The organism is Streptomyces siamensis (assembly GCF_039543605.1).
GTDB lineage: Bacteria > Actinomycetota > Actinomycetes > Streptomycetales > Streptomycetaceae > Streptomyces > Streptomyces siamensis.
On sequence record NZ_BAABKB010000010.1, the window covers coordinates 140,563 to 162,693 of the forward strand.

The window sequence follows — 22,131 nt, forward strand, 5'->3', positions numbered from 1 at the left end:
GGTCCGGCTCAGACCCGGCGGTACGCCCGCAGGGTGTACTCGGGGTCCGGGCGCGGCGAGTCCGGGTCCGGCAAGGCCTCTACGCGGTCGGCGAGTTCGGAGCCGCCTGCGGGGTAGATCTCGCCGTCCCGGATGCGGCGGGCCAGCCGACGCGGTACGCGGCCCTGGCCGTGCCCCGGGAAGCGGGCGGTTCCGCTCGGGAGAAGACCGTGCGCGGCGGCGTACGCCGTGACGAGCGCGGCCCCGTCCGTGGCGTGCCCGGTGCGGTAGGGCGCGGCCAGCACGTCGATGTCGCTGTCCACGTGGTGCGCGGCGTCCTTGTCCACGGTGGTGACGAGGACGCCGCCGGGCCGCAGGACACGTGCGGCCTCGGCCACCACGGCCACCACGGCTTCCGCGTCGGCCAGCAGGTGCAGCAGCCAGATGACCGTGAGCGCGTCGAACGAGCCGTCCGTGAAGGGGAGTCGACGGGAGTCGCCGAGGACGACGGCACCCGGGAGGCGCGCGGCGGCCGTGCGGGCCATGCCCGCGGAGGAGTCGACGCCCGTCACGCGCAGTCCGGGCCGGCCGGCGGCGAGGCGGCGCGTGACGATCCCCGTGCCGCAGGCGACATCGAGCAGGCTGCGCGCGCCGGCCGGCACCAGCCCGAGGGCCGAACCCGCCGCCGCGGCGGCGCGTGGCTCGCCGCCCCGCGTCGCGTCGTAGTCGTCCGCTTCCTTGTCGTAGTCCAGCACGTGGGTCAGTGTGCCCCGTGCCCCGGTGCGAGGTCCTCCACCCTGCGGGCGAGACGGAAGTCGAGTTCGGTGACCGCGCCGCCGATGCTGTGCGTGTTCACCGTGAGGGAGATCGTGTTGTAGCCGAGGGTGAGGTCGGAGTGGTGGTCGAGCTCCTCCTGCACCTGTGCGATGTGCACCACCATCGCGGTGGCCGCGAAGTGCGAGCCGAGCCGGTAGGAGCGGGCGAGGCGGTCGCCCTCCAGCGACCAGCCCGGCAGCTCGGCCAGCCGGTCCTCGATCTCCTTCTGCGACAGTGGCTCGACGGCCATGACCTCGCTCCTCTCGGGGGAAGGGCTGCGGATTCCCGCATTCCTCAGCGTGCCACAGGGGCTCGCGCCCGGCTCCGCGGACACCGGCGGTTGTCGGCCCGCCGGGCTCGGGCCGGCGTCGGTCCCCGGGTTCGGGCCGGCCTCGGTCCCCGGGTTCGGGCCGGCCTCGGTCCCCGGGTTCGGCAGGACCGGTCTCACTCCCCGGGTTCGGCAGGACCGGCCTCACTCCCCGGGTTCGGGAGGGACCCGCCGCGCTCCCAGGGGTTCGGGAGGGACCCGCCGCGCTCCCCGGGGTTCGGCAGAGGCCGGTCTCACTCCCCGAGCTCCGGAGGGTCGACCTTGTCCCCGGGGCTCCGGAGGGGTCGACCTTGTTCCCGGGGGCTCCGCAAGGGTCGACCTTGTTCCCGGGGCTCCGCAAGGGCCGACCTCGTTCCCGGGGCTCCGCAAAGGTCGACCTTCCCGGGGCTCCGGAAGGGCCGACCTCGTACCCACGCTCCGCAAGAGCCGCAGGGGCCGACCCCGCTGCCCCGAACGGCGGAACGGCGGGGGCTGCCCCGACCGGGGCCTCCGCCGACCGGGGCCTCCGCCGACCGAGCTCTTCCTCGACCAGAGCTCTCCCCGCCTGGGGCTTCCCCTTGCCGGGGCTTCCCGTGGCCGGGGCCTTCCCCGGCAAGGACGCCTGCCGGAGAACGAATTCCGCGGCGGTGCCCCGCACGGGTCGCCTGCCCGGGGCTGAGTACCGGCGGCACCCGGCACGGCTCAGCGGCGCACGCACTCCGCCGCGAAGTCGTCGGCGGTCGCTGCGATCCATGCCCGTCCCTCGACCCGCTCCAGCCACTCCTGCGGAAGCCCGTGGTCGCCGTGGCGGGCGCCGAGCAGGTTGCCGCAGATGGCGCCGGTGGAGTCGCTGTCACCGGAGTGGTTGACGGACAGCAGCAGTGCGTCGGCCACACGGGGACGGGCCAGCGCGCAGTACACCGCGATGGCGAGGGCCTCCTCGGCGACCCAGCCCGCGCCGAGCCGCTCCACCTGCTCCGCGCCGGGCTCGCCCGCGTCGGCCAGCTCCAGGGCGCACCGCAGGGCGGCCGACGTCTCCTCGTGGCCGGGGTGCCGGGCGAGCAGCCTGAGCGCCCGCAGGACGGAGCTCTCGACGGACTCCCCCGCGACCAGGTGCACGACCATCGCGGCCAGCGCCCCGGCCGCGTAGTACCCGGTGGGGTGGCCGTGGGTCATCTGGGCGCAGCGGGCCGCGAGCCCGAAGGCGACGTCCTCCGTCACGGGGCCGAGCCCGAAGGGCGCGGAGCGCATGACGGCACCGCACCCCTTGGACTGGGGGTTCACCGCCCCCGGCGGCCCGAGCCGCAGAGCGGGGTCGGGGACGTGGTCGTGTTCGAGCCCGGAGAGGCAAGCGTTGCCGGGGGCGCGGCGGGCGTAGAGCCAGGGCTGCGCGGCGAGACCACCGGTGGGGCCGGCGTATCCGCCGGGGCCGTGCCCTCCTGAGCCGGAGAACGCGCTGTCCGCGGGGCCGGGCCTGCGCTGGGTGTCCAGCCACCGCTCGTAGGCCCAGCGCACCAGCCGTGGTGCGCCGCCGCCGATGCCCTTGCGGCGCTCGCGTGCGTGCGCCTGCCCGAGCCCCTCGACGGTGAACAGCGTCATCTGGGTGTCGTCGCTGACCCGTCCCACGACTCCGTCCGCGTCGGGTACGAGACCGGTCACGCCCCGGGGACCGTGCGCGGAGCGGATCCCTTCGAGGGAGACGAACTCGATCGGATAGCCGAGGGCGTCGCCGATCGCGCCGCCGAGCAGGCAGCCGCGCACGCGTGCGCGGTAGACCGCCTCGGTCTGCCAGTCCGGACGCCCGATCCCGGTCACGCTCACTCGCCGCCCTCCGTACCGCTCACTCGCCGCCCTCCGTACCGCTCACTCGCCGTCCTCCGTACCGCTCACTGCGCCGATCTCCGCCCCGCTCACGAGCCGTTCCTCGGCCGGCCCGCGGTGGCTGCTGCCCGGCCGCCGTCGCCGTTCCTCGACTACGGTCGTCGTATGAGGATTGTCGCGTCCGGAGCCGCCATGCTTCCCAGTGCCCCCGCCGGCAGAGGCGCCGTGCACGGCGCCGGCAAGGAGCGCCGTGCCGAGCAGGGCGTCGGCCCGCTGCTGCGCGGCTGGCGGGAACAGCGGCGGGTGAGCCAGCTGGAGCTCGCGCTGCGCGCGGGATCCTCGGCCCGTCACATCAGCTTCATCGAGACGGGCCGCTCCCGCCCCAGCGAGGAGATGGTGCTGCGTCTCGCGGAGCACCTGGACATCCCGGTGCGGGACCGCAACGCGCTGCTCCTCGCGGCCGGTTACGCGCCGCACTACCCGGAGACACCGCTCGACGACCCCTCGATGGACGCCCTGCGCGAGGGCGTGGAACGGCTGATCCAGGGCTACGAGCCGTATCCGGCGCTGGTGGTGGACGCCACGTACAACGTCCTCGCCGCGAACCGGGGCATCGCCATGCTCCTGGACGGCGTTCCGGAGCACCTCCTCGAACCCCCGCTGAACGCGATGCGGCTCACCCTCCACCCGGAGGGGCTGGCACCGCGCATCCGCAATCTGCGCGCGTGGCGCGATCATCTGCTCGCCCAGACGGACCGTCAGATCGCCCTGCGCCGCTCGGAACCGCTGCGTGCCCTGTACGAGGAGGTGGCGGCGTACCCGGTCCCGGAGCCGGAGGAGGACGACGAACCCATCGGCCCGGTCCCGTACTTCGCGCTGCCGATGCAGATCGAGCACGAGGGCCGGACCCTGTCGTTCATCTCGTCCATCTCCACCTTCAACACGCCGATGGACGTGACCGTCGCCGAGCTGGCCATCGAGACGTTCCTCCCGGCCGACCCGGCGACGGTCAAGTACCTCCGGTCGATGCTGTCCTGAGGCTCACCCGGCTCAGGCTTCGCGGGCCCGCAGTGCCGCGTACTGGAGCGCCGCGAAACCCGCCACCGTGAGCGCCTGCAGCACGCCCCACACGGCGCCCGCGGTGCTCGGCGACAGCCACAGGGCGACGGCTGCGAAACTCAGCAGCGTCCAGGCCAGGTTGGTCTCGATCACGGCACGCACGGCCCACGTGGACGGCTCGGCCCGCGAAGCGAGCAGACCGACGGCCGCGGCGTACACCGCGAGGACGAGGCCGAGTTCGAGCAGCAGGCCGGACCCGACACCGAGCAGCCTCCCGAGCGGCCCGGAGGCGGCCAGGTAGGCGACCGCGTTGGCGCCGGTGACCAGGGCGTCCAGCACCAGGAACCGGCGCAGCGCGGTGCGCGGCTCGGTCGTGCGGGCCAGGGCTGCGAACTGGGTTGCGGACATGGCGGATCACCCTCCGTCGAGGTCGGATTCCAGCGGGTCGCCTGCAGGGAGTCCTGCAGTGGGGACTGCCTGGCCCCGGACCGGAGTGCGCCGGCCCGGGAACCAGTACGCCCACCATGCCGGGCGGCCCGGGGGCCGGTCGATTACGTCGGAGGTAATGACGACGGGGCGCGCCGAGGACGCTCCGTTCCAGGTCACGAGCGGTGACTTCAGAACAGGATGTGTGCTGGGGAGCCATGGCCGCAGCACTCGCGGCCGGCGGACGCCTGGTGAACGACTCCGACGCGCCGTCGAACTGGGTGCTGGCCGGCCCCGAGGGGAACGGGGCGTGTGACGGCGTGGCATGCCTTTCCGAGAATGTCGCTGCTCGACGGGACCAGGCCGCCGGTTGAACACATTCGGAACTACTCGTCCAGAGGCCCCGTTCGGGTACGCGTCGCTGCCTTTTGGTCGCCCCCGAAGACTGTGTCCATAGCTTCGACTCCTTCGGTGATCACTGGACGAAGCTGCTTCCGGTACACCCTCTCGGTCGTGGCAGTACCCCTGTGGCCCACCACCCGGGCGATCACCTCGATGGAGGCCTTCCCGTACTCAGACATGAGTGACACGAAGCTCGTCAGGAGCTCTCGTACAGTCCACTCGGCAGGTTTCGCGAGCCCAGCGGCTTTGAGGAGTCCGCCCTCTGAGCCGACCGGTTGGACGAGTCCTGGAGACGGCGACACGGGGTGGTGGAGTGCGTATGGGCCTCCCCGAATACAGGAAACCGCCCTAGCTGTCTGAAACTTCAGTCCTTTTCCCAAGGGCACGTGTGAGCGGCGGTCCGCTCCACGCGGATTGCCGCGATCACGACAGCGCCTTCGATCGGACCACTGAGATCCATGATGGGCAACTTCTCGTCCCCGTCGGGCCGACACCGGCGGTTGTCGGCCCGCCGGGCTCGGGCCGTGAGAGTTATAGGACCTTTTGAGCACCGAGAAGTACCTCATTCACCCTGATGAGGGAATTTCTCCAGGACCTGCGCTGATCGTCAGTTGGGCCCGGTCTCCGAGACCTCCATGACCGGGCAAGGAATATGGAACGCTTCGCAACAGACACACGGTGCGATCGCGGGCGTTCCGGTTGACGTCTTGAGTGATCCGCGTCGGCCCGGGCGGGCCGCGGGAATACGCGGACGCGTTCCTGCGGTCCGCCCGCCGGGTCGTCCAGGACCTGTGCGAGCGGCGGGGCGCCGAACTGGATTCGCTCACCTGCGAGGTCGTGCCCGGCGCCACGAGCGACGTGGTCGTCGCCGCCACGACCGTGGTGCGCTTCCGCGGTCGCCGGTGTGTCTTCCGCCGCGGGATCTGGCCGTCGAGCCACCCCGCCGCCACCCGAGCCGCCATCTACGCGTCCGTACTGGAGGAGTGCCTGCTGACGCGGCTGCGCCCCCGGCCCCGCGACGACGCGTCGCCGGTCGGCCTCTGAGCGCCCGTTCACCGGTGCCCGCACCCTGGGTGCCACAAAGCCCTTTGTCCACCGCCGCGTTGCCCCGGACCCCCTGAGGGTTGTCCGCGAACATGACACACTGCACGCAGACTTCGGCGCGTGGGGAGGCGTGGCGTGAGTGAGCGGCGGGCTGCGCCCACCGTGGGGCAGGTGGTGCTGGGGCGGCGGTTGCAGGAGCTTCGGGAGGCCGCCGGGCTGAAGCGCGAGGAGGCGGCCCGGGTGCTGCGGGTCGCCCCGGCGACGGTACGGCGCATGGAGATGGCCGAGGTCGCCCTCAAGATCCCTTACGTGCAGATGCTGTTGGAGACGTACGGGGTGGCCGACGGCGAGGTGAGCACGTTCGTCGCGCTGGCCGAGGAGGCGAACCGGCCGGGCTGGTGGCAGCGTTTCCACGACGTGCTGCCCGACTGGTTCAGCATGCACGTCAGTCTCGAGGGTGCCGCCCGGATGATCCGCTCGTACGAGCCGCACTTCGTTCCCGGTCTGCTGCAGACCGAGGACTACGCGCGCGCCGTGCTGGAGGCCGGGACGGTCGGCCAGACCGGCCCTGAGGCCATAGAGCGGCATGTCGCGCTGCGCATGAACCGGCAGAAGCTGCTCACCCGCGAGAACCCGCCGCACCTGTGGGTGATCATGGACGAGACGGCGCTGCGCCGGCCCGTGAGCATCGACGGCGGGGTCATGCGCGACCAGATCGACCGGCTCCTCGTGGCCATGGAGGGCGATCACGTCACGCTCCAGGTCGCCGAGTACGCGAGCGGCCCGCACCCGGGGACGTACACGTCGTTCGCGCTGTTCCGCTTCGCGGAGCCCGAGCTGCCGGACATGGTGTACAGCGAGTACGTCACCGGCGCCCTGTACCTCGACTCGCGCCCGGAGGTGTCGCAGCACCTGGAGGTCCTCGACCTCATGTCCGCCCACGCGGCGTCCGTCCAGCGCACCAGGAAGATCCTCCAGGAGTTCCGCGAGAGCTTCTGAGACGCGTCGCACCCATCGAGCACCTTGAGGAGCAGCCGCATGACCGAACGTGAAGCCGCGCCCACCCGCGTGGACACCAGCCGGCCCCACCCCGCTCGCGTCTACGACTGGTGGCTGGGCGGCAAGGACAACTACCCGGTGGACGAGGAGCTGGCGCGCAGGATCCTCGCGGCGGACGGCACAGCGGTGCGCGGGGCGCGCGCCAACCGCCGGTTCATGCACCGGGCGACGCGGGCCGCCGCCGAGGCGGGGATACGGCAGTTCCTGGACGTCGGGACGGGCATCCCCACGGAGCCGAACCTGCACCAGGTGGCCCAGGGCAGCGCGCCGGAGTCGAGGATCGTCTACGCCGACAACGACCCGATCGTGCTGCGTCACGCGCAGGCGCTGCTGCACGGCAGCGCCGAGGGTTCCACCGAGTACGTGCACGCCGACGTCCGGGACCCCGAGACGATCCTGCGGCTGGCCGGTGAGTCCCTGGACCTCACCCGGCCCGTGGCGCTGTCGCTGGTCGCGCTCACCCACTATCTGGGCGACGCCGGCGAGGACGACGTGTACGGGCTGCTCAAGGGGTACGTCGACGCGCTCGTGCCGGGCAGCTTCCTGGTGCTGTCCCAGGTGACCTCCGACATCAGTCCGGAGGGTGTGGCGAAGGCCGCCGAGCTGTTCCGCCGGAGCGGGACGCCCTTCTATCCCCGTTCACGGGCCGAGTTCACCCGGTTCTTCGACGGTCTGGAGCTGGTCGATCCGGGCGTGGTGGCGGTCTCCGAGTGGCGCCCGGAGGAGGAGGACCTGGCGGCGCAGGCGGAGGGTCCCGTCCCGGTGTACGCGGGGGTCGCCGTCAAGTCCTGACCCGTACGGGTGCCGTGAACGGGTGCGCTCCCGCGCCCGCCCCTAGGTTCGAGACACGGGGTGAGCAAGGGAGCGCACGTGACGGACACGCGGACACCGCCCACCGAACCGGGCGCGGCGCTGCTGCGTGCCGGACGGTTCTTCCGCCACGGCACAGCGGCACCCGACCTGCACAGCATCGGTCTGACCGGCGGCCGCGAGGCGGACTCCTTCTACCGGGACCGCTGGAGTCACGACAAGGTCGTGCACTCGACGCACGGGGTGAACTGCACCGGCTCCTGCCGCTGGAAGGTGTACGTCAAGGACGGCATCATCACGTGGGAGACCCAGGAGACGGACTATCCGTCGGTGGGGCCCGACCGTCCCGAGTACGAGCCGCGCGGCTGTCCGCGGGGCGCCGCGTTCTCCTGGTACACGTACTCCCCCACCCGGGTCCGTCACCCCTACGTCCGGGGCGTCCTGCTGGAGATGTTCCGGGAGGCGAAGGGGCGGCTGGGTGATCCCGTGCTGGCCTGGGCGGACATCCAGGGAGACCCGGAGCGCCGCCGTCGCTACCAGCGGGCGCGCGGCAAGGGCGGCCTGGTGCGGGCCGGCTGGGACGAGGCGGTCGAGCTGGTCGCCGCGGCGCACGTCCACACGATCAAGGCGCACGGCCCGGACCGCATCGCCGGGTTCTCCCCCATCCCCGCGATGTCGATGGTGTCGCATGCGGCCGGTGCACGATTCATGAGCCTGATCGGCGCGCCGATGCTCTCCTTCTACGACTGGTACGCCGATCTGCCGGTCGCTTCGCCACAGGTGTTCGGCGACCAGACCGATGTGCCGGAGTCGGGCGACTGGTGGGACGCCGCGTACCTGATGATGTGGGGTTCGAACGTCCCGGTGACCCGGACGCCGGACGCCCACTGGATGGCGGAGGCCCGTTACCGCGGCCAGAAGGTGGTGGTGGTCGCGCCGGACTACGCGGACAACGCGAAGTTCGCGGACGAGTGGCTGCACCCTCATCCCGGCACGGACGGCGCACTCGCTCTCGCGATGGGGCATGTCGTCCTCAAGGAGTTCTTCGTCGACCGCCGGACGCCCTTCTTCACCGACTACGTACGGAAGTTCACCGATCTGCCGTTCCTGGTGACGCTGACGGAGAAGGAGGACGGCGCGTACGTCCCCGGGAAGTTCCTGCGCGCCACCGAGGTGGGCCGGGCCGGCGAGGGCGCCGAGTGGAAGACGGTGGTGCTGGACTCGGTGACCGGCCGGGCGGTGGTGCCGGGCGGCTCCCTAGGCTTCCGCTGGACGGAGTCCGGCAAGGGCAGGTGGAACCTCGATCTGGGGGAGATCGAGCCTGAGTTGACACTGTACGGGCACGAGGCGGCGGGCGGGGTCGAGGTGCTGCTGCCGCGTTTCGACACCGAGGGCGGCGAGCACGGCCAGGGCCGTGGCGACGTCGTGCGCCGGGGTGTTCCGGCGACGCAGCTGGGCGGGCGCGGGGGTCCGCTGGTGACGACGGTCTTCGATCTCCTGCTCGCGCAGTACGGGGTGGGACGGCCCGGTCTGCCGGGCGACTGGCCGTCCTCGTACGAGGACGCCGGGACGCCGGGGACGCCCGGCTGGCAGGAGGTCCACACCTCGGTCCCGGCGGCCAAGTGCGTGAGGATCGCCCGGGAGTTCGCGCGCACGGCCGAGCGGTCGCGGGGCCGCTGCATGATCCTGATGGGTGCGGGGACCAATCACTGGTTCCACTCCGAGACGATCTACCGGGCGTTCCTCGCGCTGCTCCAGCTCACCGGCTGCCAGGGCCGCAACGGCGGCGGCTGGGCGCATTACGTGGGCCAGGAGAAGTGCCGCCCGGCCACCGGCTGGGCCACGCTCGCGGGGGCCGGCGACTGGAGCCGGCCGCCGCGGCAGATGATCGGCACCGCGTACTGGTTCCTCAACACCGACCAGTGGCGCTACGACCGGTTCACGGCCGACGTGCTCGCCTCCCCGCTCGGCGAGGGCCGTTTCGCGGGCATGACGGCGGCGGACTGCCTGGCGCTGTCGGCTCGCGTGGGGTGGATGCCGTCGTATCCGACGTTCGACCGCAATCCGCTGGAGCTGGGTGCGTCGTTCGGCGATCCGGTGGCCAACGCGGTGGCCGAACTGCGGTCGGGCACCTTGAAGTTCGCCTGCGAGGACCCCGACGCGCCGGAGAACTGGCCGCGCGTGCTCACTCTGTGGCGCGCCAACCTGCTCGGCTCGTCGGCGAAGGGCGCCGAGTACTTCACCCGGCATCTGCTGGGCACCCATTCGTCGCTGCGCGCCGAGGAGGCGGAGCTCGAGGTCCGCCCCCGGGACGTGACCTGGCGGGAGGAGGCCCCTGAGGGCAAGCTCGACCTGCTGCTCTCCCTCGACTTCCGGCAGACCTCCTCGACGCTGTTGTCGGACGTGGTCCTGCCCGCGGCGACCTGGTACGAGAAGCACGACCTGTCGACCACCGACATGCATCCCTACGTGCACTCCTTCGCCCCGGCGGTGGACCCGCCGTGGCAGGCCCGCACCGACTTCGAGACGTTCAAGGCGCTGGCCGAGCGGCTGAGCGAACTCGCCGTCGACCATCTCGGTGTGCGCAAGGACCTGGTGGCCACCGCCCTCCAGCACGACACCCCCGGCGAGGTCGCCCAGCCCGGTGGGGTGGTGCGCGACTGGAAGCGCGGCGAGTGCGATCCGGTGCCCGGCGAGACCCTGCCGAACCTGGCGGTGGTGGAGCGCGACTACACGGCGATCGGTGCCAAGTTCACGGCGCTCGGCCCGCTGGTGGAGCGGCTGGGGCTGCCCGCGAAGGGCATCGTCCTGCGGCCGGACGAGGAGGTCGAGCGGCTGCGGGAGCTGAACGGCGTCGTGCGCGGCGGCCCCGCCGACGGGCGGCCCGCGCTCGACACGGCGGTGAGGGCGGCGAACACGATCCTCGCGCTGTCCGGGACGACCAACGGGCGGCTGGCCACCCAGGGGTTCCGCACCCTGGAGGCGCGCACGGGGCAGGACATGGCGCACCTGGCCTCCGAGCACGAGGGCAAGCGGATCACGTACGCGGACACCCAGGCCGCGCCGGTGCCGGTGATCACCTCGCCGGAGTGGTCGGGCAGCGAGTCGGGCGGCCGGCGCTACACGGCGTTCACCCTCAACACCGAGCACCTCAAGCCCTGGCACACGCTCACCGGACGTCAGCACTTCTTCCTGGACCACGACTGGATGCACGAACTGGGCGAGGCACTGCCGGTGTACCGGCCGCCGCTGGACATGCACCGGCTGTTCGGCGAGCCGCGCCTCGGAGCCGACGGACAGACGGAGGTGACGGTCCGTTATCTGACGCCGCACAACAAGTGGTCCATCCACTCCGAGTACCAGGACAACCTGTTCATGCTGTCGTTGTCGCGGGGCGGCCAGAACATCTGGATGTCCCCGAAGGACGCGGCGGCGATCGGTGTGCGGGACGACGACTGGGTCGAGGCGGTGAACCGCAACGGCGTGGTGGTGGCCCGCGCGGTGGTCTCGCACCGGATGCCGGCGGGCACGGTCTACATGCACCACGCCCAGGAGCGCACGGTGAACGTCCCGAAGGCGGAGGCCACCGGCAGGCGCGGCGGGATCCACAACTCGCTGACCCGGCTGCTCCTCAAGCCGTCCCATCTCATCGGCGGTTACGCCCAGTTGTCCTGGGCGTTCAACTATCTGGGCCCGACGGGCAACCAGCGCGACGAGGTGACGGTCGTCCGCCGCCGCAGCCAGGAGGTCGAGTACTGATGCGCCCGATGGCCCAGATCGCGATGGTCATGAACCTCGACAAGTGCATCGGCTGCCACACCTGTTCGGTGACCTGCAAGCAGGCGTGGACCAACCGCAACGGCATGGAGTACGTCTGGTTCAACAACGTCGAGACCAGACCGGGCCAGGGCTATCCCCGTCGCTACGAGGACCAGGAGAAGTGGCGCGGCGGCTGGGAGCTCAACCGGCGCGGCGCGCTCAGGCTCAAGGCCGGCGGACGCCTCCACAAGCTCGCGGGAATCTTCTCCAACCCCGAACTCCCTGAGATCAAGGACTACTACGAGCCCTGGACGTACGACTACCGGAACCTCACCGAGGCCCCGCTCGGCGACGACTTCCCGGTGGCGCGGCCCGTCTCGCAGCTGACCGGGAAGCCGATGAAGATCGAGTGGTCCTCGAACTGGGACGACAACCTGGCGGGGGCCCCGGAACTCGCCGAGCAGGACCCGATGGTGCAACGCCTGCGCGAACAGGCCTCGGAGAAGGTGAGGTTCTCCTTCGAGGAGACCTTCATGTTCTATCTGCCGCGCATCTGCGAGCACTGCCTCAACCCGTCGTGCGTGGCGTCCTGCCCGTCGGGCGCCATGTACAAGCGGACCGAGGACGGCATCGTCCTGGTCGACCAGGACCGCTGCCGGGGCTGGCGCATGTGCGTCACCGGCTGCCCGTACAAGAAGGTGTACTTCAACCACCGGACCGGCAAGGCCGAGAAGTGCACGCTGTGCTACCCGCGGGTGGAGGTCGGGCTGCCGACCGTCTGCTCCGAGACGTGCGTGGGCCGGCTGCGCTACCTCGGGGTGATGCTCTACGACGCCGACCGGGTCACCGCCGCCGCGTCCACCGCGGACGACAAGGCCCTGTACGAAGCCCAGTTGGGCGTGTTCCTCGACCCCGAGGACCCCGCCGTGCGCGGTGCCGCCGAGGAGGCCGGGATCCCGCACGACTGGGTGGAGGCGGCCCGGCGCTCCCCCGTGCACGCCCTGATCAGCAAGTACCGGGTGGCGCTGCCCCTGCATCCGGAGTACCGCACGATGCCCATGGTCTGGTACATCCCGCCGCTGTCCCCCGTCGTCGAGGCACTGACCGGGACCGGGCACGACGGGGAGGACCTGGACAACCTGTTCGGCGCGATCGACACCCTGCGCATCCCGCTCGAGTACCTCGCCGAACTCTTCACCGCGGGCGACGTCGGGCCGGTCCGCGCCTCCCTCGGCAGACTCGCCGCCATGCGCTCCCACATGCGCGCCCTCAACCTCGGCGACCCGCCCGACGCGTCGATCGCCGCGTCGGTCGGCATGAGCGGCACGGAGATCGAGGAGATGTACCGGCTGCTGGCGATCGCCAAGTACGAGGAGCGGTACGTGATTCCGACGGCCGCCGTCGGGGACGCCCGGCGCCTGGAGGAGTCCGCGCTGCCCGACGGATGCAGTCTCGACTACGAGGGCGGGCCCGGCATGGGCGGCGACGGGCCCTTCGGCCAGGACTCGGGCCGCAGACGGCTGCCGCTCGTGTCCGTGGAGAACTTCCATGTCCTGCGCCGGCGGCAGACGACGGACCGGGAGGACACATGAAGCCGCACGCCGTGCTCTACCAGGCCGCCGCGTACTGCCTGTCGTACCCGGACGAGACGTTCCGCGAGCGGCTCGGGCTGTTGCGCGCGGCGGCCCCGGAACTCGCGGAGTTCCTCGGTCACGCGGCCGCCGAGCCGGCCCAGGACCTGGCCGCTCACTACGTCCAGGTCTTCGACTTCAAGAACCGGCACAGCCTCTACCTGAGCTGGTGGCGCGACGGCGACACCCGGCGGCGCGGCATGTCGCTGGTGCGCTTCAAGCAGGTGTACCGGGAACACGGCATGGAGTTCACCGGTGAGGAGCTGCCGGACTTCCTCCCGGCGGTCCTGGAGTTCTCCGCGCATGCCGGTCCGTTCCTGCTGCGCGAGCACCGCGCCGGGCTGGAGCTGCTGCGTCTCGCGCTCACCGACTTCGGGACGCCGTACGCGTCCGTGCTCGACGCGGTGTGCGCCACGCTCCCCGGTCCCTCCCCCAAGGACCGTGCCGAGGCCCTCGCGCTGGCCCGGTCGGGGCCGCCGCGCGAGGAGGTCGGCCTCGAACCCTTCGGCGGTCTCGAACCGTCCGGCGGCCTCGATCCCTTCGGCGGCCCGGCGCCGTCCGCCCCCGCCGCTGCCGAACCCCTCGCCGGCATCGGAGAGAACTCATGAGCACGCTCCTGTGGGGCGCCCTGCCGTACATCGCCCTCGCACTGCTCGTCGCGGGACTCGTCTGGCGCCACCGCTACGACAAGTTCGGCTGGACCACGCGCTCGTCCCAGGTCTACGAGTCGAGGTTGCTGAACATCGCCTCCCCCGCCTTCCACTACGGGATCCTGTTCGTGCTCGCCGGGCATCTGGTGGGGCTGTTCGTCCCCGAGTCCTGGACGCGGTCGCTCGGCGTCAGCGAGCACACGTACCACCTGTTCTCGTTGTACGGGGGCACGGCGGCCGGTGTCCTCACGGTGCTCGGCATCGTGCTGCTGATCTACCGCCGGCGCACCAACTCGCCGGTGTTCCGCGCGACGACCGTCAACGACAAGCTGATGTACGTGGTGCTGCTCGGCGCCATCGTGATGGGCATGATCGCGAAGCTGACGCACACCTCGGGCGACGGCTACAACTACCGCGAGACCATCGCGCCCTGGGCGCGCAGTCTGTTCACACTGCGGCCCAGGACGGGGCTGATGGAGGGGGTACCGGTGCTGTACCAGGTCCACGCGGTCATCGGGATGGTGCTCATCGCGCTCGTCCCGTACACGCGGCTGGTGCACATGTTCAGCGCCCCGGTGCAGTACCTGTTCCGGCCGTACGTCGTGTACCGCTCCCGCGACCCGCGGCAGCTCGGACCACGGCCCCCACGGCGCGGCTGGGAACGGACGGACGCCTGACCGGCACGCGCCCGCGCCCGCACACGTGCCCGCACCCGCACCCGCACACGCACACGCACACGCACACGCACACGCAGCGAGGCTCGCTCGCCCGGCGGCCGGTCAGGCGGCGCCGCCCTTCGCCTCGCCGTCCCTGGTCTCGTCGACGATCTCCGCGTCCACCACGCCCTCCTCGTCCCCCTGCGCCTGCTCCGTGGGGGGCGCATCCTGCGGGGGCCGGTTCTGCTGGGCCTGCGCGTACATGGCCTGGCCCATCTGCTGGCTGACGGTGGCCAGCTTCTCGATGCCTTCGCGCAGCACGGCCGTGTCGGTGGAGCCCTCCAGGAGGCTCTTCAGGTCGGCCGCCGCGGCCTGCACCTCCGTCCTGGTGTCCGGCGGAACGCGGTCCTCGTTCTCGCGGAGGAACTTCTCCGTCTGGTAGACGAGCTGTTCGGCCTGGTTGCGGGTCTCCGCCTCCTCCCGGCGCCTGCGGTCGTCCTCGGCGTACTGCTCGGCCTCGCGCATCATGCGGTCGATGTCGTCCTTGGGCAGGGCGGAGCCACCGGTGACGGTCATCTTCTGTTCGCGACCGGTGGCGAGGTCCTTCGCCGCGACGTGCATGATGCCGTTCGCGTCGATGTCGAAGGCGACCTCGATCTGCGGGACCCCGCGCGGCGCGGGCGGCAGCCCGGTGAGGTCGAAGACGCCGAGCTTCTTGTTGTACGCGGCGATCTCCCGCTCTCCCTGGTAGACCTGGATGCCCACCGAGGGCTGGTTGTCCGCGGCCGTCGTGAAGATCTCCGAACGCCTGGTCGGGATCGTCGTGTTGCGCTCGATGAGCTTGGTCATGATGCCGCCCTTGGTCTCGATGCCGAGGGACAGCGGGGTCACGTCGAGCAGCAGCACGTCCTTGACGTCGCCGCGGATCACTCCGGCCTGCAACGCGGCGCCGACCGCGACGACCTCGTCGGGGTTGACGCCCTTGTGCGGGTCCTTGCCGGTGAGCTCCTTCACCAGGTCGGTGACGGCGGGCATACGGGTGGAGCCGCCGACCAGGATGACGTGGTCGACCGTCGACAGTTTCACGCCCGCGTCCTTGACCGCCTGGTGGAAGGGGGTGCGGCAGCGGTCGAGCAGGTCCGCGGTGAGCTCCTGGAACTGCGCCCGGGTCAGCTTCTCGTCGAGGTGCAGCGGGCCGTCGGCGGTGGCGGTGATGTAGGGCAGGTTGACGGTCGTCTCGGTCGAGCTGGACAGCTCGATCTTGGCCTTCTCGGCGCCCTCGCGCAGCCGCTGGAGCGCCATCTTGTCGCGGCCCAGGTCGATGCCGTGCCCGGCCTTGAAGCGCTGGGCGAGGTGTTCCACGATCCGCTGGTCCCAGTCGTCGCCGCCGAGCCGGGTGTCGCCGTTGGTGGCCTTCACCTCGATGACGCCGTCGCCGATCTCCAGGAGCGAGACGTCGAAGGTTCCTCCGCCGAGGTCGAAGACCAGGACGGTCTGCTCCTCGCCCCGGTCCAGCCCGTACGCCAGGGCCGCCGCCGTGGGCTCGTTGATGATGCGCAGGACCTTGAGCCCCGCGATCTCGCCGGCCTCCTTGGTGGCCTGGCGCTGCGCGTCGTCGAAGTAGGCGGGCACCGTGATCACGGCGTCCGTGACGTCCTCGCCGAGATACGCCTCGGCGTCGCGCTTCAGCTTCTGCAGCACCCGCGCGGACAGCTCCTGCGCCCGGTAGCGGGTGCCGTCGACGGAGCCGCTCTCCGGGAAGCGCCAGCTCACGTCGCCCATGTGCCGCTTCACGGAGCGTGCCGTGCGCTCCACGTTCGTGACCGCCTGCCGCTTGGCGACCTCGCCGACGAGCACGTCGCCGTTCTTGGCGAAGGCCACCACGGACGGTGTGGTGCGCGCACCCTCGGCGTTCGCGACCACGGTGGGGTCGCCGCCCTCCAGGACGGCCACCACCGAGTTCGTCGTCCCGAGATCGATCCCGACCGCACGTGTCATGTCCGTCCCCTTCCGCGAACTCTGCCCGATATCCAGCACAAAACTCGAGTGCCTGGTTGTCAATGGGACGGATGCCCGCTGCCGGGGGTCGCCGCGGCCCGGCAGGACCGCACGGGGCCGTCGCGGCGGCCCTCCCGGCGGGCCGCGCGGCGGCACGGCGGCCCGGACACGGCGCTGCCGCGGCCCCGGGAGGGGAGCCGCGGCAGCGGTGCGGACGGCTGTCAGGCGAGCTTCGCCGACAGGGTGATCGTCGTGCCGGTCAGCGCCTGGCTGACCGGGCAGTTCTTCTTGGCCTCCTCCGCCGCCGCGACGAAGCCGTCGTTGTCGAGGCCGGGCACCGTGCCCTCGACGGTGAGGTGGATGCCGGTGATGCCCTCGCCGGGCTGGAACGTGACGTCGGCGTTGGTCACGAGCTTGGCGGGCGGGGTACCGGCGCCGGCCAGGGCGTGCGACAGCGCCATGGAGAAGCAGCTGGAGTGGGCGGCGGCGATCAGTTCCTCGGGGCTGGTCTTGCCGTTCGCGTCCTGGGCCCGCGACGCCCACGTCACCGGCTGCTGGCCGATGCCGGAGGAGTCGAAGGTGACGACGCCGTTGCCTTCGAGCAGGTTGCCTTCCCACACGGTGTGTGCGGTGCGCGTGGTTGCCACGATGATTCCTTTCGCGTGTGGTCCCCCTCCCGGGGGCCGTGCCCTCATCCGATCACACCCGGGCCCCCCGCACCCACCCGATACGACGCCGACCTGCCGGACCGTGCAGGTGATTCCCCCGGCGGGGGTGAGGGGCGGGCCCGTCGGCCCGAGCCGGTCCGGGCCCGGTCAAGTGCTCGGGGAATCAGGGGATTCGGCGGGGGCGCCTCCCGCAGCGGGCATGCCGCGGCCCACGGCGGACACGTCACCGCACCCGGAAGACCGGCCCGCGTGCGGTGAAGGGGAGCCGTGCGCCCTGCGGGATCAGATACGCGTGCTCGCGGCGCACCCGCAGCACGTCGCACTCGCCGTCCGTGATCACCAGCACGGGTGCGCCCGGCGGGAAGTCGTCGGCGCGGTGCAGCAGGTCGATGCCGGGCTGGAGCACCGTGCCGCCGCGTCCGTGCACGCGGACGCGTCCGGCGATCTCGGTGACCGGCAGATAGCCCGCGTCGTGCGGCGCGGCGTCGCAGAAGACGACCCGGGCGGCGGGTACGTCACGGGCGTCGGCGTACGAGGCGATCGCGCCCAGGGCCTTGCCGAGCAGCGTGCGGTCCATGGAGCCCGAGGTGTCGAGGACGACGCCGAAGGTGCAGCGGGCGATCTCCTCGGGCGGGAAGTGGCGCCCCGCGCGCGGGATGTCGGGGGTGGACGCCTGGCGGCGGGCCGGACGCGCGTAGCTGCGCACCGGCTCGGGACGGGGCACGAACTCGTCGAACCAGCGGGCCAGTCGGGCGTCCCAGGGCAGCGGCGGGTGGCTGAGCGCGCGGATGTCCTCCACCAGTCCGCCCGGCAGGTATCCGCGCTCCTGCTGCTTGTGGAGGTCGAGGCCGTGGGCGAGTCCCCGGCGGTAGAACTCGTCGAGGTCGACGTAGTCGCGCGGTGCGCCGAGCGGGCCGCCGAGGATGTCGCCCGCGCCCTTGCCGCGCAGCGTGGACAGGCGGCGGGCCCGTCGCAGGTCCCCGGCGATCCGGTCGTAGACCTCCTCCGCGGACAGGTCCTTGAGGTCCGGGTCGTACAGCAGCCCTTCGGGCATCGTGCCGATCTGCATCTCGCACAGCCAGCCGTTGACCACGTAGTCGGCGGCGACGTTGAAGAGGTAGGGGTCGCGGGGGCCGCAGCGGTCGCCGTGTCTGAGGGCGGCGTGCAGCATCTCGTGGGCGAGGACGAACCGCCACTCCTCGTCGTCGAACCGACGGAGCGGGTTGATGTAGATCTCGGCGGCCTCCGCGTCGACGGCGGCGACGGAGATGCCGTGGGCGCGGGCGAGTTCGGCGTCGGCGACCAGGGTGATGCCGGCGGCGATCCCGCCGAGCAGCGGGTAGGAGGAGACGAACCAGCTCAGCGCTCTTTCCCAGGGCTGGAGCCGGACGGGTCCGCCGCGCATGGAGGCCCGCCGGCCGCCGGCCATGTCCATGGCCGCGGACACGGTGCGGGTCAGGGCGTGCGCGAAGGCGGTCGGCCAGTCCGGCGGGCTGCCGCCGGTCCAGCTGTTCCACGGCACGAGCACCTGGTCCGGCGCGCCGCCGGCCGTGCCGCAGTGCTCGTACATGGGCGGGATGCCGTCCCGGCGCCAGCGCGTGGCGAGCTTCTCCTCGTCGCCGTCGGGGTAGGAGGCCGGCAGGTCCTCGGGGGTGAGGCCGATCGGGAACCCGAGCAGGAAGCGGTTGACCACGACGCAGCGGGCGGCGAGGGCGCAGCGGTCGGGCTGTTCACGCTCGCCGGTGGCGGCCGGTACGTGGCCGAAGCCGAGGTGGATGACGGCGTGGGCGACGGCCCAGGCCCAGGCGGCGGGTTCGGCGCGGCGGGTGGGGTGGACGTGCAGGACCCCGTCGGAGTCGACACGCACCAGTCCGTCCTCGGGCGCCCGCGCGCAGCTCTCCTGACGGCAGGTGCTGAATCCGACGGCGGCCAGCGCACGGTTGGCGCGCACCAGCCGCATGCCCTCGGCGAAGGCCTCGGCGGCCGGGTCCGGCTTGTCCTCGGGGTCCTGGGCGTGGCGCCGGCTCACTGCCGGGCCTCGACGAGGCGCGGCATGTCCCGGGCCGCCTCCACCAGGAACCACGCGGGCAGGACGGGATTGCCGTCGGCGTCGCCGGTGATGACGGTCTGGGCGACCTCGACGGAGATCTCGGCGAGCTGGACGAGGAGGGACTTGGCCCGGTACGCGGTCTGGCGGCCGTTCTCGGAGAGATGCTCCCGGTCGGCGGGCAGTTCCTTGACGAGGCGGCCGCGGAAGGACTCGGCGAGGTAGTAGAGCAGGTCGCGGTCCTCGGGGCGGTGGGGCCAGCGGGCGTCGCCCTTGACGATCGCCTCGATGCCGAAGCGGCTGCGCACGATCTTGACGTAGCCGCAGAAGGCGACGGCGTGCGCGGGGGTCAGCGTGCCGTGCGCGATCACCTTCAGCGTGGCTTCGTCCAGGGCGGCGCCGAAGGAGTGCAGGGCGTCGGAGAGCATGTGCCAGGAGCGGGGCGTGGAGAAGGGCTCCTCCGTCTTCGGCGGTCTGGACCACAGGTGGTCGGGCCGGTCGGCGAGGTGGTCGAGGACCCAGGGGTGGATGTCGTGGGCGGCGGCCCAGGCGAGCCAGTCCTTCGGCGACGCCTCCAGGTGCACATGGGTGAGGCGGTTGACGAGGGCCGAGGCGATGGGCCGGGCCAGCGCGTTGTCGGTCGCTCGGTTGCCCGCGCCGATCACGATGGAGCCCTTCGGCAGTTCGTAGTTGCCGATGCGGCGGTCCAGGATCAGCGAGTAGAAGGCCTTCTGCACGTCGGGGGTCGCCGCGTTCAGTTCGTCGAGGAACAGGCAGTACGGCTCGTCGCGGGCGATCGCCTCGGGCGGGCAGAACACCGAGCGGCCGTCGCGGATCTGCGGCACGCCGATGAGGTCCTCGGGGGCCAGCTGGGTACCGAGCAGGCTCACGCACTCCAGGCCCAGCGATTCGGCGAACTCCCTTACGAGGGAGGACTTCCCGATGCCGGGCGCGCCCCAGATGAAGACCGGCCGTACGGTCGCGAGACCGAGCAGCAGTTCCGGTATGCGGGCGGGGGTGACGGTGACGGCTGCCTGCACGCGCGGGCTCCTCGGGGTTGTTCGACAGGGGGCCGCAGGTGCGCGGTGTCCGATGCGAACAGTGTGGGCACCGGTGCCCGGCCGTCGCAGCCCATTTTCTCGTGTGTGGGACCGCTCCCCGCCGCTCGCGGGGCCTTTCCGAAGCGGCACGTGGGGCGTCGTGACATGCCCGGGGCGCTGCCCCGATGGCCGGTATGCGCGCTGGGCAAACCCCTGCCGCGGTGACATTTTGAGGCCCCCTCGCCCCTCCGGGACCGAGCGCGGCGAGGTGGACCATCAGGGGGTTTGACCATGCGCATGATCTACTCGGACCGTGGTCCGTCGCCGCTCGACTCGGGCAAGCCGGGCGCGGCCGGCCGGGATTCGACGTTCGGCTGGTGGGGAGCTTTCAGCATCCAGAAGTTCGTGAACCAGAACCCGCTCTCGCACACGCACGAGGACGCCACCGGGTGGCTCGCCTATCTCCAGCAGTTCTACGACCGCAACTTCTGGTTCGCGGACGGCGGCGCGCAGGTGTGGGCGTACGAGCAGGCGTACGACAACTGGCAGGACCGCTACGGTGTGGACGCCGTCGTCGCCGTCTACCACTCCGGACACGGCGGCATGGACGGCAACGGGGTGTTCTTCGCGCCGCTCGGCGCGGTGTGGGACGGCCGCAGTGACGCCGTGTCCACCAACATGGCGTTCGGCGACGAGAAGGTGAACTACGTCTTCTGGTCGACCTGCAACTCGGTGCGCGTCCTGGACGGGCACACCCCGATCCGCACCTGGGCGGGCCCCAACCTCGGGTCGCGGATGCTCTTCGGGTTCGAGTCGACGAGCATCGACAGCCCCGACTACGGCCGGAAGTTCTGGGAGAAGTGGCGGGCCGGACAGACCTTCTGCGACGCCTGGCTGAACGCCTCGTGGGACATCTACCACGGGCAGGCCCCGTCGGTCGCGGCCACCGGCCCCACGCAGGCCGAGGCGACGAACCGTCTCAACTCCGAGCGGAACTTCTTCCGCGAGCACGTCTCCGACGCGTGGTACGCCTGGCGCTGGTACTACGCCCGCAGCAGCCTGCGCGAGGCGGCGACCGTGGTGCCGGAGCTGACCGTGCAGCTCGCGCCGCGCGACCCGAGCGCCGAACTCGCCCGGCTCGGACGGCTGGCGGACTTCCCGCCGGCCGCCCTCCAGGAGGTCCAGGTCGAGCGGCAGGGCGTGCTGAGCGCGAACTCCGGCGACCGGTACGTGGCGACGGCACCGCTGGCCGCGCGCTGGGTCAGGCTCGCGGAGGCCAACCACCGCAACACCGAGCAGCTGGACACCGGCCGGGCGGTGGATCTGGCGCGCGCCTTCGCCGAGCGGCACGCGGACGGCGCCGAACTGATCGTGGAGTCCGTGCACGACCTGTGGCAGAACTCCGGCACCAAGGACGGCTCGCAGCTCGGTCAACCCGTCTCACTGGAAACACATGTGACGTTCCGTCAAGCATTCGACGGGATCCCGGTGATCACGCCGGGCCGGGGCGAGATCCGGGTGGCGCTGGACAACGACGGGACCGTGGTGCAGGCCCACCTGTCGACGCGTGAGGCCGCGGGATCGACGCGCACGCCCAGTTCGGTGGTGGCCCCGCCGGCCGGTGAGGGGCCACGGGCCGCGGTGGCGCCGCTCCCCCGTGACCCGGCCGAGTCGCTCGCCGCGGCCCAGCTCAGGCTGGTCGAGCATCTCGCCGTGGTGGGCTCGGACGCACAGCGCCCGGCCGACGACGTACGCCGTCGGCTGGAGATCCGCGACGTGCCGGGCACCTCACAGGTGGGCTACGAGATCGAGGGCAACGAGGCGTTCCCGGCGGCCCGCAAGCTCATCGAGATCGGGCAGGCCGACAGCATGTTCAGGACGCGACGCTGGGTGGTCGCACCGCTGGCACGCTGACGGGGCGCAGGACGCCCCGCGGGCCCGGCCGGACGGTGCGCGCGA

At 71.8% G+C, this 22,131-nt stretch carries 17 protein-coding genes; 9 read left to right on the forward strand and 8 right to left on the reverse strand.

The window, feature by feature from the left end; translation table 11 throughout:
• Positions 1–8: 8 nt before the first annotated feature.
• The 3 genes from ABEB03_RS17155 to ABEB03_RS17165 form a co-directional block, all read right to left on the reverse strand.
• Complete coding sequence (locus ABEB03_RS17155) at positions 9–734, reverse strand: class I SAM-dependent methyltransferase (RefSeq protein WP_345649065.1); 726 nt, start codon at positions 732–734, stop codon at positions 9–11.
• Between the two features lie 5 nt (positions 735–739).
• Positions 740–1,045, reverse strand: coding sequence for a 4a-hydroxytetrahydrobiopterin dehydratase (locus ABEB03_RS17160; protein WP_345649068.1), 306 nt, complete (start codon positions 1,043–1,045; stop codon positions 740–742).
• 759 nt (positions 1,046–1,804) lie between these two features.
• Entirely contained in the window at positions 1,805–2,923 is a 1,119-nt protein-coding gene (locus tag ABEB03_RS17165) for an ADP-ribosylglycohydrolase family protein (protein WP_425589254.1), read from the reverse strand.
• A 165-nt stretch (positions 2,924–3,088) separates the two neighbouring features.
• On the opposite strand from ABEB03_RS17165, the gene ABEB03_RS17170 reads away from it, so the two are divergent.
• Positions 3,089–3,961 (forward strand): helix-turn-helix domain-containing protein, encoded by an 873-nt coding sequence (locus tag ABEB03_RS17170; protein WP_345649071.1) that lies wholly within the window; start codon positions 3,089–3,091, stop codon positions 3,959–3,961.
• Between the two features lie 12 nt (positions 3,962–3,973).
• Here ABEB03_RS17170 and ABEB03_RS17175 read toward each other — a convergent pair whose 3' ends face one another.
• Positions 3,974–4,390, reverse strand: a complete 417-nt coding sequence (locus tag ABEB03_RS17175; protein ID WP_345649073.1) for a hypothetical protein — start codon at positions 4,388–4,390, stop codon at positions 3,974–3,976.
• A gap of 1,131 nt (positions 4,391–5,521) precedes the next feature.
• On the opposite strand from ABEB03_RS17175, the gene ABEB03_RS17180 reads away from it, so the two are divergent.
• From ABEB03_RS17180 to narI, 7 genes are all read left to right on the forward strand, one after another.
• The gene (locus ABEB03_RS17180) at positions 5,522–5,854 is read left to right on the forward strand and encodes a hypothetical protein (RefSeq protein ID WP_345649075.1); all 333 of its coding nucleotides are present in this window, start codon (positions 5,522–5,524) and stop codon (positions 5,852–5,854) included.
• Between the two features lie 135 nt (positions 5,855–5,989).
• Positions 5,990–6,853: a helix-turn-helix domain-containing protein gene (locus ABEB03_RS17185; protein ID WP_345649078.1), complete on the forward strand. Its 864-nt coding sequence runs from the start codon at positions 5,990–5,992 to the stop codon at positions 6,851–6,853.
• A 39-nt stretch (positions 6,854–6,892) separates the two neighbouring features.
• Positions 6,893–7,705: an SAM-dependent methyltransferase gene (locus ABEB03_RS17190; protein WP_345649081.1), complete on the forward strand. Its 813-nt coding sequence runs from the start codon at positions 6,893–6,895 to the stop codon at positions 7,703–7,705.
• A gap of 78 nt (positions 7,706–7,783) precedes the next feature.
• Positions 7,784–11,482, forward strand: coding sequence for a nitrate reductase subunit alpha (locus ABEB03_RS17195; protein ID WP_345649086.1), 3,699 nt, complete (start codon positions 7,784–7,786; stop codon positions 11,480–11,482).
• Positions 11,482–13,074, forward strand: a complete 1,593-nt coding sequence (narH, locus tag ABEB03_RS17200; RefSeq protein WP_345649089.1) for a nitrate reductase subunit beta — start codon at positions 11,482–11,484, stop codon at positions 13,072–13,074. The genes ABEB03_RS17195 and narH overlap by 1 nt, the downstream gene beginning before the upstream one ends.
• The gene (gene narJ, locus ABEB03_RS17205) at positions 13,071–13,721 is read left to right on the forward strand and encodes a nitrate reductase molybdenum cofactor assembly chaperone (RefSeq protein WP_345649092.1); all 651 of its coding nucleotides are present in this window, start codon (positions 13,071–13,073) and stop codon (positions 13,719–13,721) included. Before narH ends, narJ begins: the two co-directional genes overlap by 4 nt.
• The gene (gene narI / locus ABEB03_RS17210) at positions 13,718–14,440 is read left to right on the forward strand and encodes a respiratory nitrate reductase subunit gamma (RefSeq protein ID WP_345649095.1); all 723 of its coding nucleotides are present in this window, start codon (positions 13,718–13,720) and stop codon (positions 14,438–14,440) included. The genes narJ and narI overlap by 4 nt, the downstream gene beginning before the upstream one ends.
• 102 nt (positions 14,441–14,542) lie before the next feature.
• On the opposite strand, the gene dnaK is transcribed toward narI, so the two are convergent.
• The 4 genes from dnaK to ABEB03_RS17230 all read right to left on the reverse strand — a co-directional run bounded on the left by dnaK (position 14,543) and on the right by ABEB03_RS17230 (position 20,172).
• Entirely contained in the window at positions 14,543–16,417 is a 1,875-nt protein-coding gene (dnaK, locus tag ABEB03_RS17215) for a molecular chaperone DnaK (RefSeq protein ID WP_345649098.1), read from the reverse strand.
• Between the two features lie 221 nt (positions 16,418–16,638).
• Positions 16,639–17,064: an OsmC family protein gene (locus tag ABEB03_RS17220; RefSeq protein ID WP_095937620.1), complete on the reverse strand. Its 426-nt coding sequence runs from the start codon at positions 17,062–17,064 to the stop codon at positions 16,639–16,641.
• A gap of 244 nt (positions 17,065–17,308) precedes the next feature.
• A complete protein-coding gene (locus ABEB03_RS17225) occupies positions 17,309–19,045 on the reverse strand; it encodes a vWA domain-containing protein (RefSeq protein WP_345649538.1) in 1,737 nt (578 codons plus the stop codon).
• A 65-nt stretch (positions 19,046–19,110) separates the two neighbouring features.
• Positions 19,111–20,172 (reverse strand): ATP-binding protein, encoded by a 1,062-nt coding sequence (locus ABEB03_RS17230; RefSeq protein ID WP_345649104.1) that lies wholly within the window; start codon positions 20,170–20,172, stop codon positions 19,111–19,113.
• 291 nt (positions 20,173–20,463) lie between these two features.
• On the opposite strand from ABEB03_RS17230, the gene ABEB03_RS17235 reads away from it, so the two are divergent.
• Positions 20,464–22,086, forward strand: coding sequence for a DUF6345 domain-containing protein (locus tag ABEB03_RS17235; protein ID WP_345649107.1), 1,623 nt, complete (start codon positions 20,464–20,466; stop codon positions 22,084–22,086).
• Positions 22,087–22,131 lie beyond the last annotated feature (45 nt).

What these genes read in the sequence shown, in the direction of transcription:
- ABEB03_RS17225 (WP_345649538.1), bottom strand. Translation starts at nt 19,045, where the DNA reads ATGCGGCTGGTGCGCGCCAACCGTGCGCTGGCCGCCGTCGGATTCAGC.
- ABEB03_RS17175 (WP_345649073.1), bottom strand. Translation starts at nt 4,390, where the DNA reads ATGTCCGCAACCCAGTTCGCAGCCCTGGCCCGCACGACCGAGCCGCGC.
- narI (WP_345649095.1), top strand. Translation starts at nt 13,718, where the DNA reads ATGAGCACGCTCCTGTGGGGCGCCCTGCCGTACATCGCCCTCGCACTG.
- narH (WP_345649089.1), top strand. Translation starts at nt 11,482, where the DNA reads ATGCGCCCGATGGCCCAGATCGCGATGGTCATGAACCTCGACAAGTGC.
- narJ (WP_345649092.1), top strand. Translation starts at nt 13,071, where the DNA reads ATGAAGCCGCACGCCGTGCTCTACCAGGCCGCCGCGTACTGCCTGTCG.
- ABEB03_RS17160 (WP_345649068.1), bottom strand. Translation starts at nt 1,045, where the DNA reads ATGGCCGTCGAGCCACTGTCGCAGAAGGAGATCGAGGACCGGCTGGCC.
- dnaK (WP_345649098.1), bottom strand. Translation starts at nt 16,417, where the DNA reads ATGACACGTGCGGTCGGGATCGATCTCGGGACGACGAACTCGGTGGTG.
- ABEB03_RS17190 (WP_345649081.1), top strand. Translation starts at nt 6,893, where the DNA reads ATGACCGAACGTGAAGCCGCGCCCACCCGCGTGGACACCAGCCGGCCC.
- ABEB03_RS17235 (WP_345649107.1), top strand. Translation starts at nt 20,464, where the DNA reads ATGCGCATGATCTACTCGGACCGTGGTCCGTCGCCGCTCGACTCGGGC.
- ABEB03_RS17170 (WP_345649071.1), top strand. Translation starts at nt 3,089, where the DNA reads ATGAGGATTGTCGCGTCCGGAGCCGCCATGCTTCCCAGTGCCCCCGCC.